Origin of the sequence: Candidatus Accumulibacter cognatus (assembly GCF_000584975.1) — a bacterium.
GTDB classification, from domain to species: domain Bacteria; phylum Pseudomonadota; class Gammaproteobacteria; order Burkholderiales; family Rhodocyclaceae; genus Accumulibacter; species Accumulibacter cognatus.
Genome location: NZ_JDST02000036.1, coordinates 1 through 15795 on the forward strand (window position 1 = coordinate 1; position 15795 = coordinate 15795).

The window sequence follows — 15795 nt, forward strand, 5'->3', positions numbered from 1 at the left end:
TAGGAAATCCAACGGCACCGACGAGAGTATGTGAGTCTTCATAGCGCTGTCGGCTCTCGGATCGGTGCCTCTGGAAGTCGTTTGCGACCGGGCCATGGTATGGCGCAGTGGGATGCACTGGTGGCGCGCTGGCACCCGCTGGGTTTCCAGGGTGCCTTCGGTTACCGGTTGCGCGACTTCATCACCACAGGCGTCACCACCGGCGGCCGACAGCTCGGCTGTCTCCTGTTGTCCGGTGCTGTGCGGGCTGTAGGCGTGCGCGACGGCTTGATCGGCTGGACGGTTTGGGTCCGCCACGAGAATCTGCCACAGATACTCAACAACCGCAGCTTCCTGTCTTCCCGCATGTCCGGGTGCCGCCTCTGGCCAGTCATGTGCTCATGAGCAAACCCTGCCGTCGCCCAAGGTGGGCCGACATCCACAGCACTTCAGCAGAGTCCATGACATCGAATATGCTGATGGTTCGAACGGTCATTGCCAGCTCAAGCTGCACGTGGTCGTCTGTGTGAATAGCTGGCAACGAGTCGACCAACATACAGTAATCGTCAACGAAACGGCGTACCAAGCCTGCCTCTCCAGCCAGCCGATCAGCCGCGAGAGTTTTCGCAACAAGGTTGCATTAAGCAGCCGAATGCGGCAAGATTTGTATTTCGCCATCACTTTCGACCAGAAATTTTCCCTGCCGACTACGCTGTCTGATGTCTACCCCACTCCGTTCAGCCCAATCGGCAGGCGTCCTGAAGCTTGATCCGGTGCTCTGCAGCAGCACCGCCGTCCGCTTGCTGTGGGCCATCGCCGCGCTGCTGCTGCTGTGGACGACCGTCCTCTGGGCACTCGATTGAACGCTGCGGGATCACCATGTCTGCGCCCGCCCTTGCAGGCTGAGGCGCTGCTCTACTTTGACAACCTGACGCTCGGCTACAACCGACATCCAGCCGTGCACCACCTGCGCGGTGAAGTCGCCACCGGCAGTCTGCTGGCCATCGTAGGCCCCAACGGCGCCGGCAAATCGACGCTGCTCAAGGGTATCGCCGGCGAACTGCGACCCCTGCAGGGGAAGATCGTCCTGAACGGCCTGCGGCGCCGGCAGATTGCCTACCTGACGCAGCAGGCGACGCTTGACACGAGCTTCCCGATCGTCGTTCATGACTTTGTGGCGATGGGTCTGTGGCGCGAAATCGGTGCTTTTGCCGGCCTCAACCGCGCTCGCCGCGGGCGCATTGAAGCGGCGATCGATGGTGTCGGCCTGGGTGGACTCGAAGGGCGCCCGATTGGCTCGCTCTCTGGCGGCCAGTTGCAGCGTGCGCTGTTTGCCAGGGTTCTGCTCCAGGATGCGCCGCTGGTGCTGCTCGACGAACCCTATGGGGCAATCGACGTGGCCAGCGTGCATGACCTGGCGGCGCTGGTACGCCGCTGGCACGGTGAAGGACGAACGGTGATCTCCGTTCTGCACGATCTCGAGCATGTTCGCCAGGAGTATCCGGAGACACTATTGCTCGCTCGTGAAGTCGTCGCGCGCGGTGACACCGCGAGCGTACTCAGCGAGGCAAACCTCTTGCGCGCTCACCAACTCGCCGAAGGCCACCGTGAAGGCCAGACCACGGCGATCTGTCACAGCAACCGGATGGGCACATGACCGAAACGTTCGCGTCGCTGCCGCTGTTCTCACCATTCATAGAGTTCAGCTTCATGCGCCGGGCACTGGCCGGTTGCCTGGCACTGTCGCTCGGTGCAACGCCAGTCGGTGTCTTCCTGATGTTGCGCCGCATGAGTCTCGCTGGTGATGCGATGTCGCACGCGGTCCTGCCGGGCGCGGCCATTGGCTATCTGATTGCCGGACTTTCACTCCCTGCGATGACTCTCGGCGGCCTCATCGCAGGCCTGGCGGTGGCGGTGTTTGCCGGTGGCGTGGCGCGCAATACGGTGATCAAGGAGGATGCCAGCCTGGCGACCTTCTACCTGCTCTCGCTTTCCACCGGTGTGTTGATCATCTCGCTGCGCGGCAGTAGCGTGGATCTGTTACATGTCCTCTTCGGCAGCGTGCTCGCGCTCGACGACGCAGCGCTGTACCTGCTCGCCAGTTTCGCCTCGCTATCGGTGGTCGCGCTCGCGATCGGGCTGCGTCTGTTCGCCCTCGAAGGCTGCGATCCGGCTTTCCTGGCGCGCATCAGCCGCCTCGCACCGGTCGCCCACTACGGTTTCATGATCCTGCTGGTGCTCAACCTGGTGGCCGGTTTCCACGCCCTCGGCACGTTGATGGCGGTCGGCATCATGATCCTGCCGGCGGCCACGGCACGCCTGTGGGTGGGTACCCTTGGCCCACTGCTGCTGATCGCCGTGCTGACGGCTTTTTTCGGGTCACTGATCGGCCTGCTGCTGTCGTACTACGTCAACCTACCGGCCGGACCGGCCATCGTGCTGACGCTTGGCGCCCTCTACCTGCTGTCGATGGGAGTCGGCCGGCTCGGGCCGCTGGCCAGCCGCTGGCGGCCGAATTGGCATTTCGAACGCTGAACCCTGATGAGAAATCCAATCATGCACATGATTCTTCTGAGCGCGCCTTTCCGACTCGCGGCAATATGGCTGCTGGCCATCGCCAGTCTGGGGCCAACCGGCCGGACGGTGGCTGGCGAAGCACTTCCGGTGGTCGCCAGCTTCAGCATTCTCGGCGATCTGACGCAGCAGGTCGGCGGCGACCGCGTGCAGGTGTACACCCTGGTCGGCCCTGGTGCCGATGCGCATGTCTACCAACCGACACCCAGCGACGCCAGGACGCTTTCCCGGGCGCGACTGGTGATCGTCAATGGGCTTGGTTTCGAAGGCTGGATCGGCCGCCTGATCAAGTCATCCGGCTATCCCGGTCCGCTGGTCGTCGCCAGCCAGGGAGTCCATGCGTTGCGCCAGCCGCGGGCGCATGCCGGCAAGCATGCTGACCCTCACCAGCATCCCGGCGACCTCGATCCGCATGCCTGGCAGGACCTCGCCAACGCTCGCCGTTACATCGCCAACATCGCTGCCGCACTCGGCGAGGCGGACCCGGCAAACCGCAGCGTCTATCAGGCCAATGCGGCCCGCCTGGACCAGGCGATGGCGACTCTCGACGGCGAAATCCGCGCCACCTTCAGCGCCCTGCCGGCGGAAAGGCGCAAAGTCGTCAGTTCACATGACGCTTTCGCCTACTTCGGCCGCGCCTACGGGATCCGCTTCATCGCTCCGGTTGGCGTCAGCACCGACGCCGAGCCTTCGGCCGGCGAGGTCGGCGCGATCATCCGGCAGATCCGCCAGGAAAAGATCAGGGCGATGTTCGTCGAAAACATCACCGACCCGCGCCTGCTCGAACGTATCAGCCGCGAATCGGGTGCGCGCATCGGCGGCACGCTGTACTCCGACTCGCTGGCGAAACCCGGTAGCGCAGCCGACAGCTATCTCGGCATGATGCGGCAGAACGCGAAGACGCTGGCGGCGGCACTGACTGACTGAGGGCCTGGAAGGAAATTCAGCCCCCCAACAATGTGCAGGATGATGTCGCGCAGCATCGATCCCTACGGCGCGCCCAGCACGCGGCGCGGCTGCAACCTGCCTTCGCCATCGAGTTCGCCGAGACCGAGAAGTCGGTTTCCGGAATAGACTCGGCATCGCCCTGGCGAACCGACGATGCAGACTGGATTACCATGGACAAAACGCCGACCTGCCGCATCGTCCAGATCAACTGCCGGCAGGCTCTTCAGCAGTGTGTCCGGCGGTAGCAGCCAGCCTGCACGGGCTTCTTCGGCCAGCGCGGCCAGTTGGTCGAGCGTTACCGCATCGGCAATTCGCAACGGGCCGACGGCGACCCGACGCAGGACCGTCAGATGCGCGCCGCAAGCGAGCACCGTGCCGAGATCCTCGGCCAGGCTGCGAATATAGGTGCCCTTGCTGCAGGCGACCCGTAGACGACAGCGGTCCTGCGAGAAATCGAGCAGCCACAGTTCGTGGATCGTTACCGCGCGTGCCTCGCGCTCGACTTCAATCCCCTGCCGGGCCAGTTCATAGAGCGGTCGGCCGTCGCGCTTGAGCGCCGAGTACATCGGTGGGATCTGGAGAATCGGACCGCGGAAACGGCTCAGCGCGGCTTCGAGTTCGGCGCGCCCGAAGGTTACCGGAGACTGCATCACGACCGTACCGTCGGCATCGCCGGTATCGGTCCGGATACCGAACAGGAGTTCCGCTTCGTAGATCTTGTCGGCAGCCAGCAGATCGACCGAGAATTTGGTCGCTTCGCCGAAACAGAGCGGCAGCAGCCCGCTGGCCATGGGATCGAGCGTGCCGGAGTGCCCGGCCTTGGCTGCCGAAAAAAGCCGCCTGGCCGCTTGCAGCGCCGAGTTCGAGGACATCCCGGTCGGCTTGTCAAGGAGCAACACACCGTCGACACGGCGCCAGCTCTTCCTAACGTTCATGACTTTGCAAGACACCCCCGCTGATGATGGAAGTCATGACCGTTTTCCTCTCCCCAATCCCTCGCGCGAGGGGGTGGGGAGTTTCGTGAGTCGCTGACGCGACTTTCAGGGTAAGCCCAACTCAGGCCTGGTCTGGTTCTTCGCTTTGATCCGAGATCGCCGCCGCCTCGCTGATCAGTTTCGAGATCTGTGCGCCACGCTCCAGCGAGTCGTCGAAAACGAAATGCAGTTGCGGGATCATGTGAATGCTGATGCGCCTGCCCAGCACGCTGCGCAGAAACCCGGAGGCCTGCTGCAGACCGGCCTGCACCGAGTCGAGCGTGTCGCTTCCCGCCATGCTGCTGAAGTACACCTTGGCATGCGCGTAGTCCGGACTGACCTCGACCTCGGTAAGGCTGATCATGCCGACGCGGGGATCCTTGAGTTCGCTCCTGATTACCTCGGCAAGCTCGCGCCGGATCTGTTCAGAAACCCGGTCGCGCCGTGAAAATCCCTTGTTCGAAGGCACTTAGAGAGTCCTCGCGACTTCCGTGACGTCGTACACTTCGAGTTGGTCGCCTTCCTCGTAGGCACTGAAGTTCTTCAGCGAAAGACCACATTCGAAGCCCGACCGCACTTCCTTGACGTCATCCTTGAATCGCTTCAGCGACTCGATCTCGCCATCCCATACAACGATATGGTTGCGCAGCAGGCGCGCGCGCGAACTGCGCTTGATGATGCCTTCGAGTACATAACAACCAGCGATGGTGCCGATCCGGGTGGCGCGGAAGACCTGTCTGATCTCGACCAGGCCGGTGACATCTTCGCGCTTCTCGGGTGAAAGCATTCCCGACAGTGCAGCCTTCACTTCGTCCACCGCATCATAGATGATGTTGTAGTAGCGAATATCGACCCCGGCAGCTTCGGCTGCCTTGCGTGCGCCAGCGTCGGCACGCGCGTTGAAGCCGATGATGACCGCTTTCGAGGCCTGTGCAAGGTGCACGTCGGACTCACTGATCGCGCCCACCGCAGCATGGATGACGTTGACCTTGACTTCACCGGTCGAAAGTTTCTGCAAGGACTGCACCAGCGCTTCCTGAGAACCCTGAACGTCGGCCTTGATGATCAGCGCCAGTACCTTGGCCTCGGCCTCGGTCATCTGCTCGAGAATGCTCTCGAGATTGGCTGCCTGCTTCGTCGCCAGCTTGACGTCTCGGTACTTGCCTTGGCGGAACAGGGCAATCTCGCGCGCCTTGCGTTCATCAGCGAGCACCACGGCCTCCTGTCCAGCCGCGGGCACATCGGAAAGGCCAAGGATCTCGACTGGAATCGAAGGTCCGGCTTCCTTGATCACCTTGCCGTTTTCGTCGAGCATCGCCCTTACCCGACCAAACACCTGACCGGCGAGCAGGATGTCGCCCTGGCGAAGCGTTCCCGAAAGGACCAGCATCGTCGCCACGGGCCCGCGTCCGCGGTCGAGGCGCGCCTCGATGATCAGGCCCTTGGCCGGCGCATCCCTGGGCGCTTTCAGTTCCAGCACTTCCGCCTGCAGCAGGACATTCTCGAGAAGTTCGTCGATACCGGCACCGGTCTTCGCCGAAACCAGCACGAAAGGTGCATCACCGCCGTACTCTTCGGGCACCACCTGTTCGGTGACCAGTTCCTGTTTCACCCGATCGGGCTGAGCACCCGGCTTGTCGATCTTGTTCACTGCCACGACAATCGGCACTGCCGCCGCCTTGGCGTGGTGAATCGCCTCCCTGGTCTGCGGCATCACCCCGTCATCGGCAGCGACCACCAGAATCACCAGGTCGGTCGCCTTGGCGCCGCGTGCACGCATCGCCGTGAATGCCTCGTGACCCGGCGTGTCGAGAAAAGTCACCATGCCCCGGTCGGTCTGCACATGATAGGCGCCAATGTGCTGGGTGATGCCGCCTGCCTCGCCACTCGCCACACGCGTACGGCGAATGTAGTCGAGCAGCGAGGTCTTGCCGTGATCGACGTGTCCCATCACCGTCACTACTGGTGCGCGCTGCTCGTGCAATACATCCTTCTGTTCGACATCGCTGTCGTCAAGGAAGGCATCGGGGTCGTCAAGCTTCGCAGCGAATGCCTTGTGGCCCATCTCCTCGACGATGATCATCGCCGTTTCCTGATCCAGCACCTGGTTGATGGTCACCATCGAACCCATCTTCATCAGGGACTTGATCACTTCGGTCGCCTTGACAGCCATCTTGTGCGCCAATTCAGCGACGGAGATCGTTTCCGGGACATAGACCTGGTGAACCACCGGCTCGATGGGCAACTGGAAAGAGTGCTGCTCTTCTTCGTCGCTCACGCCGCGGGCAATTCGCTTGCCGTGTTTATTGTCCCGCCAACCCGTGCCACCGGTGGCGCCGCGTGTCTTGAGACCGGGACGCTTGTTGGCGCCTTCGTTTTTCCATTGTCCCTTCTTGTCGGCGACCTTCTTTTCGGGCGCCTTCTTCTCGGCCACCTTCTTGTCTGCCGACGCCGGTTTGGCCGCCGGCTTGTGCAGCGTCTTGTCTTCTGCAGGCCGCTCACTCGCGGTCTGAGCGGCAACCTGTTTGGCCACCCCGGCAGCCTTGGCCGCGACCGCCTTGTTTTCTGCATCCTGCTTCAGGCGAACGAGGTCGGCACTGCGTTGCTGCTTGCTTTTGAACTCGGCTTCCTGACGAGCACGCAACTCGGCGTTACGCCGCTCTTCTTCGGCGCGCAGGCGCTGCTGCTCCTCGCCGATGATCGAAGCACGCGTCACCACTTTCTTGGCACTCACCTTGGTGTCGGCCACCACCGGTGCTTCCGTTTTTGCCTCGACGACCGCCGCAGAAGGCGTTTCGGCGGCGGGCTTGGGTTTCGCTTTGGGCGGCGACGCTCCTGCCTTCACGGGGGGGAGCACTGGTTCTACTTTCACGGCAATCGGCGGTGCGGATTTGTTGACCTTGGCTTCGACGACGGGCTCGGCTTTTGCTGCGACAACCGGCTCGATTTTCTCGGCTTTCACCTCGACCGGCGGTGCCGGTCGGGCTTCAACGACCTCCCCGGCCGCGGTGGTTGGCAAGACCGGCGGCACCGGTAATTCGGCGCGAACTTCGGGGGCCTCCCGCTTCACGAGAACTCGTTTCTTGCGGACTTCGACCTGCACCGTATGCGATTTTCCGTGTGAATCCTGCTGCCGGATCTCGGTCGTTTCCTTGCGCATCAGGGTAATCTTGGTCTTCGCATCCGTCTGACCATGTGCCTTGCGCAGATAATCCAGCAATCTGGACTTGTCCTGCTCGGACAGCAGGTCATCGAGCTGTTTCTTGGCCACCCCGGCTTTATGCAATTGCTCGAGCAGCGAACCAGCCGGCATCTTCAGCTGTACGGCAAATTGGGCAACACTTGTTTGCGCCATGTGAATTCCTCTTTCCCCGCTTACTCGAACCAGTGCGCACGCGCCGTGGTGATCAGTTGTGTGGCCCGTTGCGCATCAATGCCAGTCATTTCTGTCAGTTCGTCGACTGCCAAGTCGGCAAGATCGTCGCGCGTCTTGATGTCATGACCAGCCAGTTTTCCGGCCAGTGACTTGTCCATCCCTTCAAGGGTCAGCAGATCTTCGGCGACGTTACCGATTTTTTCCTCGGTGTCAATGGCCTCAGTGAGCAACACGTTGCGCGCCCGCTCGCGCAACTCCTGCACCGTGACCTCGTCGAAGGACTCGATCTCGAGCATCTCGTGCAGCGGCACATAGGCGACTTCCTCGAGAGTCGAGAATCCTTCGTCGATGAGGATATTCGCCACATCCTCGTCGACATCGAGTTTCTCCATGAACAGCACGCGAATGGCCGCCGCTTCGGCCTCGACCAGGGTCTTCGATTCTTCCTCGGTCATAAGGTTGATCGTCCAGCCGGTCATTTCCGAAGCTAGGCGAACATTCTGACCGCCGCGGCCAATGGCGATCGCCAAGTTCTGCTCGTCGACGACCACGTCCATGCTGTGCTTGTCTTCATCGACGATGATCGAGCTGACTTCGGCTGGCGCCAGGGCGCCAACCACGAACTGTGCAGGATCGGCCGACCAGAGCACGATGTCAACCCGTTCACCCGCCAGTTCATTGGTCACCGCCGTGACTCGTGAGCCGCGCATGCCGACGCAGGTACCGATCGGATCGATCCGCTGGTCATTGGACTTGACGGCAATCTTGGCGCGCATGCCGGGGTCACGGGCAGCCGCTTTGATCTCCAGCAGGCCATCATCGACTTCCGGAACTTCCAGCGCGAAGAGCTGAATGATGAACTCCGGCGCGGTACGCGACAGGATCAGTTGCGGGCCACGGGCAGAACGGTCGATGCGCAGCAGATACGCCTTGACACGATCACCCACGCGCAGGTTCTCGCGCGGAATCATCTGGTCACGTGGCAGCAGTGCCTCCATCTTGCCGGTTTCGACAATCGCATTGCCGCGCTCCATGCGCTTGATCGTCCCGGTCACCAGATGCTCCTTGCGCGCCAGGAATTCACTCAGCACCTGTTCGCGCTCGGCGTCACGAATCTTCTGCAGAATCACCTGTTTGGCCGCCTGTGCGCCGATGCGACCAAAGTCGATGGGTTCGAGAGACTCCTCCAGATAATCACCGATCTCGACCTCGGGATCCTGCTTCTGGGCTTCCGACAGCGGCACCTGCTGTTCCTCGTCGAGAAAGTCCTCGTCGGCAACGACCTCCCAGCGCCGGAAGGTCTCGAAATCACCGGTTTCGCGATCAACCGCGACGCGCACATTAGCGTCGTCGTGGATGCGCTTCTTGGTAGCCGATGCCAGCGCCAACTCCAGCGCGCCGAAGACGATGTCTCTGGTCACGTTCTTTTCACGTGCCAAGACATCTACCAGCAGCAAGATTTCGCGGCTCATTTCCTTATTACCTCCTAAACCAGCTTCTCGCCCGATTTCATCGTGTCGAATTTGGGAACCACCCGAGCCTTGTCAAGATTGACCAGATCGAATTCCATATCGCCCACATCGGTTTGCAGATGCACCTTGCCATCACGCAAGCCAAGCAGGACACCACTGAAATTGCGCCGACCGTTCAAGGGCAGGCGCAGCTTGAAACTAATCTCCGAACCCGCGAAACGTTCGAAGTCAGACGCTTTCTTCAATGGCCTGTCGATCCCCGGTGAAGAGACCTCAAGACGGTCATAGTCAACGTTCTCAACGGTCAGCACGCGAGAAAGCTGATTGCTGACCAGCACACAGTCTTCGATATCCACGCCGCGCGGCTTCTCCGGTTTATCGATGAAAACGCGCAAAACGCGGCTACGCGGACTGCGTTCGACGTCCACCAGCTCATAGCCAAGGCCAGTCACCGTGATTTCAAGTAGTTCGTGTACATCCATGGCTGCAAATAAAAAATGGGCGAAAAGCCCATCCCCGAAAATTGCCCCCTCAGGGGCGAGCGGAAAACCGTTGGATTATAACGAAAATATTGGCGGGGGTAAATCAGCCTGTGTGTGCGCAACACCTCCTCAGGCGGATCTCGGTCGCCGCGGCGGGCGGCCGGATTCGGCAATCGCCATGCCGAAATCGACCATCAGCTTCTTCACCTCGGCCTCGGCAAGTTCGTAGACCTGCCCCCGCTTCAGGCTCGGCGGCAACACGAAAGGACCATAACGAACACGTATCAGGCGACTGACGACCAGGCCAACGGCTTCGAACATGCGCCGCACTTCACGGTTGCGGCCCTCGAAAAGTGATACACGGAACCAGCGGTTGGCGCCCTCGCCGCCAGCTTCCTGAAAGCTCGCGAATTTCGCCAGCCCGTCGTCGAGCTCGACGCCATCGAGCAGGCGCTGACGGGCATCGTCGGGCAAGTCGCCGAGGATGCGCACCGCGTACTCGCGTACTAGCTGATAGCGCGGGTGCATCAGTCGATTGGCAAGGTCCCCCGAGGTGCTCAGCAGCAGCAGGCCGCTGGTATTGAAGTCAAGGCGGCCGACCGCCACCCAGCGTCCGACCGACATCCGCGGCAACGAGGTAAACACGTTCGGCCGATGCTCCGGGTCGTTGCGCGAAACGATCTCGCCTTCGGGCTTGTGATAGAGGATTATCCGCGGCAAGCGGTCGGAGAAGCGTAACTGCACCAGCTTGCCATTGACCTTGATCCGGTCACCCGGGCTGACCGTCTGTCCGAGGTGCGCCGGCTCGCCATTGACGTGGATGCGACCGGCGGCAATCAGCGCTTCCATCTCCCGGCGTGAGCCAATGCCACTGTTGGCCAGCAGCTTGTGCAATCGCTCCGGTTTGCCTGCAGCTTCCTGGTGACGGGTACGCCGGGCTGACTCGCCGGCACCCGTTCCCGGCGCCGGGCGTGCATTCCCGGCTCCGGCGGCAGATTCCGGCAGCTCCGGTGGTCGCCGTCGCCCCCTCGGCGGTGTGGCCAGCGCCGCCGGACGTGGCGAACGAGCTGATTCGGCGAGCATGCGGCGTTTATGATTGTTATTGGGCATCAGCAAGGTCCAGTGTGGAATTAATTTGATCGAGCGCGGGCAACTCGGCTAGGCTGCAGAGGCCAAGGTCATCGAGGAATTTTCTGGTCGTCGCCAGAAGGGCCGGTCGACCGGGCGTATCGCGATGGCCAACGACCTCGACCCAGCCACGCTCTTCGAGCGCCCGAATTACCTGTGTGGCGACTGTCACACCGCGGATGTCCTCGATGTCACCACGCGTCACCGGCTGACGATAGGCGATGATGGCCAGCGTTTCCAACACTGCACGTGAATAGCGCGGCGGTTTTTCCGGGTGCAGCCGTTCCAGATAGGGCATGTACTCAGCGCGCGTCCGGAAACGCCAGCCGCTCGCTACCGACAGCAGTTCGAGCGGTCGCTCGCGCCATTCGCTGTGCAGCTCGTCGAGCAGCCCGCGCAGAACCTCGGTAGTGACCTGGTCGGCGAACACCCTGCGCAGATCGGCCAGCGACAAGGGTTCCCGAGTGCTCAGCAGCACCGCTTCCAGCACCCGCTTGACGGCCGTGGTATCGGGGGGCAACGCAGCCGGCAGCGCCGTCATCTTACCGGGAGTCACCATGGGCATTGGCCAAACGCAGGTAGATTGGAGCGAATGCTTCCCGCTGGGTCATTTCGAGCAAATGCTCACGCGCCAGCTCCAGCAGTGCAAGAAAGTGAACTACCAGCACCGGCGCGCCCAGGGTCGGATCGAAAAGATCGACAAATTCGACAAAACCGCCGGCATCGCGCAGGCGGCGCAAGATCAGCGTCATGTGCTCGCGTACCGACAGTTCCTCGCGCTGCACCAGATGCCGGGTATGCAGCTTGGCCTGCCGCAGGATGCCTCGCCAGGCGTTTTGCAGATCCAGCACCGTGACTTCCGGCAACCGACGCAGCAGGGTTTTCTCGACCCATACCTCTACCCAGTCGAAATCACGCTCGGCTTGCGGCAGTTGATTGAGCGCCTGCGCGGCCAGCTTCATCTGCTCATATTCGATCAGTCGCCGTACCAGTTCGGCGCGCGGATCCTCCGCATCATCGCCGACGGCGGCTTTCGGTCTCGGCAACAGCATCCGCGACTTGATCTCGATCAGCATCGCTGCCATCACCAGATAGTCAGCGGCCAGTTCGAGGTTCTGCGAGCGCATCACTTCGACGTAGACCAGATACTGCTCGGTCAGTGGCGCCATCGGAATGTCGAGCACATTTACATTGGCCCTGTGAATCAGGTACAACAGCAGATCCAGCGGTCCCTCGAAGGCGTCGAGCATGACCGCCATCGCATCGGGAGGGATGTAGAGGTCGTGCGGCATCTGTACCAGAGGCTCGCCGTAGATCCTGGCCAGCGGACTGACCGGGGCCTCGACCGCTGCCCCGGCGATGGTCGCGCTAGCGCTCATCGCGGATCGACGAACTGCACATCACTTAGCGGTAATCCATTCCCATCGCCTGGCGCACGTCGCGCATCGTTTCGCGCGCGAGATGGCGCGCCTTGCTGTTGCCGTCGGCAATGATCGATCGCACCAGCTGCGGATCGTCCAGAAAGGGTTGTGCGCGCTCGCGCATGGGCGCCTGCTCGCGCAAGATGGCGTCGATCACCGGCTGCTTGCAATCCAGGCACCCGATGCCGGCGCTGCGGCAACCTTGCTGCACCCAGGCCTGACAAGCTGCGTCCGAGTACACCTGATGCAGTTGCCAAACCGGACATTTATCCGGATCACCGACATCGGTGCGGCGAATCCGCGCCGGGTCGGTCGGCATGCGCCGTATCTTCTGCGTCACCGAGGTGGCATCCTCGCGCAGCGTGATCGTGTTGCCGTAGGACTTTGACATCTTCTGGCCATCAACCCCCGGCATCCGCGAGGCCTCGGTCAGCAGAGCACCCGGCTCGACGAGAATCATCTTGCCGGTGCCTTCAAGGTAGCCGCAGAGGCGCTCGCGATCAGCGTGTGACAGGTCATGAGCTTCGTCGAGCAAGGCATGTGCCTGCCCGACCGCCGCCTGCTCACCCTGTTGCTGGAAACGCATGCGCAATTCTTCATAACGGCGGGCCCGCTTCGATCCGAGCTTCTTGACCGCCTCCCTGGCCTTGTCCGCGAAACCCGGCTCGCGCCCATAGAGATGATTGAAGCGGCGCGCCACCTCACGCGAAAACTCGATGTGCGGAACCTGATCCTCGCCTACCGGCACCTTGTCGGCCCGGTAGATCAGGATGTCGGCCGACTGCAGCAAGGGATAACCGAGAAAGCCATAGGTCGATAGATCCTTGTTCTCGAGTTTCTCCTGCTGATCCTTGTAGGTCGGCACGCGTTCCAGCCAGCCCAGTGGCACCATCATCGACAACAGCAGATGCAGCTCGGCATGTTCGGGCACCTGCGACTGAATGAACAGGGTCGCCCGTGCGGGGTCAACGCCTGCTGCCAGCCAGTCGACGACCATTTCCCAGGTAGAATCGACAATGCCCTGCGGGTCGTCGTACTGAGTGGTCAGCGCGTGCCAGTCGGCTACGAAAAAGAGGCATGGATACTCGTACTGGAGCTGCACCCAATTCTTCAGCACACCGTGGTAGTGGCCGAGATGCAGGCTGCCGGTCGGGCGCATCCCGGAGAGGACTCGTTCTGCGTACATGTTCTGGGTTCAGGAAGAGAATTGAAAAAGGGTATCAATCAGCCCGCCAACGAGTTGCATCACCGGTGTAAGCAGCGAGCCCAACACCCCGGTAAACAGCAGCAACAGCAGGATCGGAAAGCCGAAACGCTCGATTTGCGCAAAGCGCCAGGCGGCTTCTGGCGGCAGCAGGCTGACGGCAATCCGTCCGCCATCGAGCGGCGGCAACGGAAACAGGTTGAGTACCATCAGTGCGATATTGATCGAAATGCCGACCTCCGCCATGCGCGCCATCGGCAGGCTGAAGAAGTTGATCGGTAGCAGCAAGGCCAGCTTGAACAAGGCGGCCCAGAATAGCAGCATCGCGAAATTGGCCGCCGGGCCGGCAGCGGCCACCCACAACATGTCGCTCTTCGGGTGATGCAGGCGACCGAAATTCACCGGCACCGGTTTGGCCCAGCCGAACAGGATGCCTCCCGTCGACAGCAGCAGAATGATCGCCGGTACCAGGATCGTTCCCACCAGGTCGACATGCTTGAGGGGATTGGCCGTGATCCGCCCTGCCTGCCAGGCGGTTGGATCACCGAAGTGGCGGGCGGCATAACCATGCGCAGCTTCGTGCAGGGTAATCGCGAGGATTACCGGCAACGCGGCAATGGCAATCGTCTGGATCAGCGCCTGCATGCAAGGTTCCTCAGTCAAGTCCCACCGGCGCCAGCGCACCGAGCCCGGCGCGCACCAGCACCGGCAGCGCACCGGTCAGATCAACCACCGTCGTCGGCTCGGTCCCGCAAAAGCCGCCGTCGAGGATCAGTTCAAGCTGGCCGTCGAGCCGCTCGCGGATTTCCCAGCCTTCGGTCAGCGGGTCTTCGTCACCGGCGACGATCAGGGTCGAAGTCAGCAATGGCTCGCCAAGCGCCTCGAGCAGCGCCAGCGTGACCGTATGTGCCGGAATGCGCAGCCCGATGGTCTTGCGCCTGGGGTGCAGGACGCGCCTCGGCAGTTCGCGGGTTCCCTCGAGAATGAAGGTATAGCTGCCCGGCGTCGTCGCCCTGAGCAGGCGATAGCGGGCATTGTCGACGCGCGCGAACTGGCCGATCTGCGACAGGTCGCGGCACATCAGCGTCAGGTGGTGCCGGTCATCGACACCGCGCAGGCTGCGGATTCGTTCGACTGCAGCCTTGTCGCCGAGATGGCAACCGAGGGCATAACTCGAGTCCGTCGGCAGCGCGATGACCCCACCCTGGCGGACGACTTCGGCCGCCTTCTGCAGCAGCCTTGCTTGCGGATTATCGGGATGAATCGTGATGTACTGAGCCATGACGCGTTTCCGTGGCTCAGAACCCCTGCCAGACGGGCTTCAAGCCCTCCGGCAGGGGTGCCAGTTTGCCCAGATCGACATGACTTTCGCCCGGCCCGTGAAAATCGGAGCCGCGCGACGCCAGAAAATCGTATTCTCTGGCCAGGCGGCCGAAAACTTCCACATGCTCCTGCGTATGACTTCCCGACATGACCTCGATTGCCTGCCCGCCCAAGGCCTTGAAGTCGCCGAGAAAGCGCCGCATTTCGGTGCGCGACAGTTTGTAGCGCCCGGGGTGCGCCACCGCTGCAATCCCGCCGGCGCCAAGAATCCAGCGCACCGCATCGGCCAGCGTCGCCCAGCGATGATCGACATAACCCGGCCGACCAGGAACCAGGTACGATTCGAAGACGCTGCGCAGGTCCTTGCAGACGCTACTTTCAACAAGATAGCGACCGAAATGCGCGCGGCTGACCAGGCTCGGGTTGGCCGCATAACGCATCGCGCCTTCGAAAGCGCCAGCAATGCCGACCTTTTCGAGCGCCTCCGACATGCGCCGCGCACGCTCGATCCGTCCAGAACGGATCGTGGCCAGACCGTCGTTCAGTACCGGATCAGTGCTGTCGAAAGCGAAACCCAGGATATGAATCTGCAGCCCCTCCCACTCGATCGAGATCTCGACGCCGTTGATGAAGGCCACCCCCAGTTCTTCCGCGATCGCCCGTGCTGACGGTAGACCATCGAGGTCATCGTGGTCGGTCAGCGCCAGCATGTCCACGCCATTCGCCGCCGCTCGACGGACCAGGTCGTCCGCAGAAAGGAGGCCATCCGAGCAGGTGGAATGACAATGGAGATCGCAGTTGAGCACGTGCATAGACCCATGGGTGCAGCCGGAAATCGGCAACTGCACATGATAACACAGGCCAAGGCCTGCTCCCGGTCACATGAAGATGCAGGGGTGTGATCGAAAGTGACG

Annotated in this window: 17 protein-coding genes; 5 read left to right on the top strand and 12 right to left on the bottom strand. The window is 61.9% G+C overall.

Features of this window, described 5'->3' with window-relative positions; genetic code table 11:
• Positions 1-99 precede the first annotated feature (99 nt).
• The 5 genes from AW06_RS07665 to AW06_RS07685 all read left to right on the top strand — a co-directional run bounded on the left by AW06_RS07665 (position 100) and on the right by AW06_RS07685 (position 3480).
• Positions 100-384, top strand: a complete 285-nt coding sequence (locus AW06_RS07665) for a Druantia anti-phage system protein DruA (protein ID WP_034948164.1) — start codon at positions 100-102, stop codon at positions 382-384.
• Positions 385-698: 314 nt separating this feature from the next.
• Entirely contained in the window at positions 699-842 is a 144-nt protein-coding gene (locus tag AW06_RS20135) for a hypothetical protein (RefSeq protein ID WP_171047227.1), read from the top strand.
• Between the two features lie 32 nt (positions 843-874).
• Positions 875-1636: an ABC transporter ATP-binding protein gene (locus AW06_RS07675; protein ID WP_034948170.1), complete on the top strand. Its 762-nt coding sequence runs from the start codon at positions 875-877 to the stop codon at positions 1634-1636.
• Positions 1633-2514, top strand: a complete 882-nt coding sequence (locus tag AW06_RS07680) for a metal ABC transporter permease (protein ID WP_034948178.1) — start codon at positions 1633-1635, stop codon at positions 2512-2514. Before AW06_RS07675 ends, AW06_RS07680 begins: the two co-directional genes overlap by 4 nt.
• Positions 2515-2535: 21 nt before the next feature.
• Entirely contained in the window at positions 2536-3480 is a 945-nt protein-coding gene (locus tag AW06_RS07685) for a metal ABC transporter substrate-binding protein (protein WP_034948181.1), read from the top strand.
• A 62-nt stretch (positions 3481-3542) separates the two neighbouring features.
• Here the strand turns inward: AW06_RS07685 and truB are convergent, their stop codons facing one another.
• From truB to AW06_RS07745, 12 genes are all read right to left on the bottom strand, one after another.
• On the bottom strand, positions 3543-4436 hold the full coding sequence (truB, locus tag AW06_RS07690; RefSeq protein ID WP_034948184.1) for a tRNA pseudouridine(55) synthase TruB: 894 nt from the start codon (positions 4434-4436) through the stop codon (positions 3543-3545).
• 121 nt (positions 4437-4557) lie between these two features.
• The gene (gene rbfA / locus AW06_RS07695; protein WP_034948188.1) at positions 4558-4944 is read right to left on the bottom strand and encodes a 30S ribosome-binding factor RbfA; all 387 of its coding nucleotides are present in this window, start codon (positions 4942-4944) and stop codon (positions 4558-4560) included.
• The gene (infB, locus tag AW06_RS07700; RefSeq protein WP_034948191.1) at positions 4945-7830 is read right to left on the bottom strand and encodes a translation initiation factor IF-2; all 2886 of its coding nucleotides are present in this window, start codon (positions 7828-7830) and stop codon (positions 4945-4947) included. It abuts the gene before it with no gap.
• 20 nt (positions 7831-7850) lie between these two features.
• Positions 7851-9323, bottom strand: coding sequence for a transcription termination factor NusA (nusA, locus tag AW06_RS07705; RefSeq protein ID WP_034948194.1), 1473 nt, complete (start codon positions 9321-9323; stop codon positions 7851-7853).
• Between the two features lie 14 nt (positions 9324-9337).
• Positions 9338-9805 (bottom strand): ribosome maturation factor RimP, encoded by a 468-nt coding sequence (gene rimP, locus AW06_RS07710; RefSeq protein WP_034948197.1) that lies wholly within the window; start codon positions 9803-9805, stop codon positions 9338-9340.
• A gap of 129 nt (positions 9806-9934) precedes the next feature.
• Positions 9935-10915: a pseudouridine synthase gene (locus AW06_RS07715; RefSeq protein ID WP_034948200.1), complete on the bottom strand. Its 981-nt coding sequence runs from the start codon at positions 10913-10915 to the stop codon at positions 9935-9937.
• A complete protein-coding gene (gene scpB, locus AW06_RS07720) occupies positions 10905-11492 on the bottom strand; it encodes an SMC-Scp complex subunit ScpB (RefSeq protein WP_273704495.1) in 588 nt (195 codons plus the stop codon). The genes AW06_RS07715 and scpB overlap by 11 nt, the downstream gene beginning before the upstream one ends.
• The gene (locus AW06_RS07725) at positions 11476-12312 is read right to left on the bottom strand and encodes a ScpA family protein (RefSeq protein ID WP_034948206.1); all 837 of its coding nucleotides are present in this window, start codon (positions 12310-12312) and stop codon (positions 11476-11478) included. Before AW06_RS07725 ends, scpB begins: the two co-directional genes overlap by 17 nt.
• Before the next feature lie 25 nt (positions 12313-12337).
• Positions 12338-13540 (bottom strand): tryptophan--tRNA ligase, encoded by a 1203-nt coding sequence (locus AW06_RS07730; protein WP_034948209.1) that lies wholly within the window; start codon positions 13538-13540, stop codon positions 12338-12340.
• Positions 13541-13549: 9 nt separating this feature from the next.
• Entirely contained in the window at positions 13550-14203 is a 654-nt protein-coding gene (locus tag AW06_RS07735; protein ID WP_034948214.1) for a site-2 protease family protein, read from the bottom strand.
• A 10-nt stretch (positions 14204-14213) separates the two neighbouring features.
• Entirely contained in the window at positions 14214-14840 is a 627-nt protein-coding gene (locus AW06_RS07740; RefSeq protein WP_034948218.1) for an L-threonylcarbamoyladenylate synthase, read from the bottom strand.
• A gap of 16 nt (positions 14841-14856) precedes the next feature.
• Positions 14857-15693, bottom strand: a complete 837-nt coding sequence (locus AW06_RS07745; RefSeq protein ID WP_034948221.1) for a 3',5'-nucleoside bisphosphate phosphatase — start codon at positions 15691-15693, stop codon at positions 14857-14859.
• Positions 15694-15795 lie beyond the last annotated feature (102 nt).

Bases quoted from the DNA above. Each gene is read 5' to 3' on its own strand.
- infB (WP_034948191.1), bottom strand. From the start codon at position 7,830: ATGGCGCAAACAAGTGTTGCCCAATTTGCCGTACAGCTGAAGATGCCG.
- AW06_RS07735 (WP_034948214.1), bottom strand. From the start codon at position 14,203: ATGCAGGCGCTGATCCAGACGATTGCCATTGCCGCGTTGCCGGTAATC.
- AW06_RS07680 (WP_034948178.1), top strand. From the start codon at position 1,633: ATGACCGAAACGTTCGCGTCGCTGCCGCTGTTCTCACCATTCATAGAG.
- truB (WP_034948184.1), bottom strand. From the start codon at position 4,436: ATGAACGTTAGGAAGAGCTGGCGCCGTGTCGACGGTGTGTTGCTCCTT.
- AW06_RS07745 (WP_034948221.1), bottom strand. From the start codon at position 15,693: ATGCACGTGCTCAACTGCGATCTCCATTGTCATTCCACCTGCTCGGAT.
- AW06_RS07725 (WP_034948206.1), bottom strand. From the start codon at position 12,312: ATGAGCGCTAGCGCGACCATCGCCGGGGCAGCGGTCGAGGCCCCGGTC.
- AW06_RS07685 (WP_034948181.1), top strand. From the start codon at position 2,536: ATGCACATGATTCTTCTGAGCGCGCCTTTCCGACTCGCGGCAATATGG.
- rimP (WP_034948197.1), bottom strand. From the start codon at position 9,805: ATGGATGTACACGAACTACTTGAAATCACGGTGACTGGCCTTGGCTAT.
- AW06_RS07715 (WP_034948200.1), bottom strand. From the start codon at position 10,915: ATGCCCAATAACAATCATAAACGCCGCATGCTCGCCGAATCAGCTCGT.
- AW06_RS20135 (WP_171047227.1), top strand. From the start codon at position 699: ATGTCTACCCCACTCCGTTCAGCCCAATCGGCAGGCGTCCTGAAGCTT.
- AW06_RS07730 (WP_034948209.1), bottom strand. From the start codon at position 13,540: ATGTACGCAGAACGAGTCCTCTCCGGGATGCGCCCGACCGGCAGCCTG.
- AW06_RS07740 (WP_034948218.1), bottom strand. From the start codon at position 14,840: ATGGCTCAGTACATCACGATTCATCCCGATAATCCGCAAGCAAGGCTG.
- nusA (WP_034948194.1), bottom strand. From the start codon at position 9,323: ATGAGCCGCGAAATCTTGCTGCTGGTAGATGTCTTGGCACGTGAAAAG.
- AW06_RS07665 (WP_034948164.1), top strand. From the start codon at position 100: ATGGCGCAGTGGGATGCACTGGTGGCGCGCTGGCACCCGCTGGGTTTC.
- scpB (WP_273704495.1), bottom strand. From the start codon at position 11,492: ATGGTGACTCCCGGTAAGATGACGGCGCTGCCGGCTGCGTTGCCCCCC.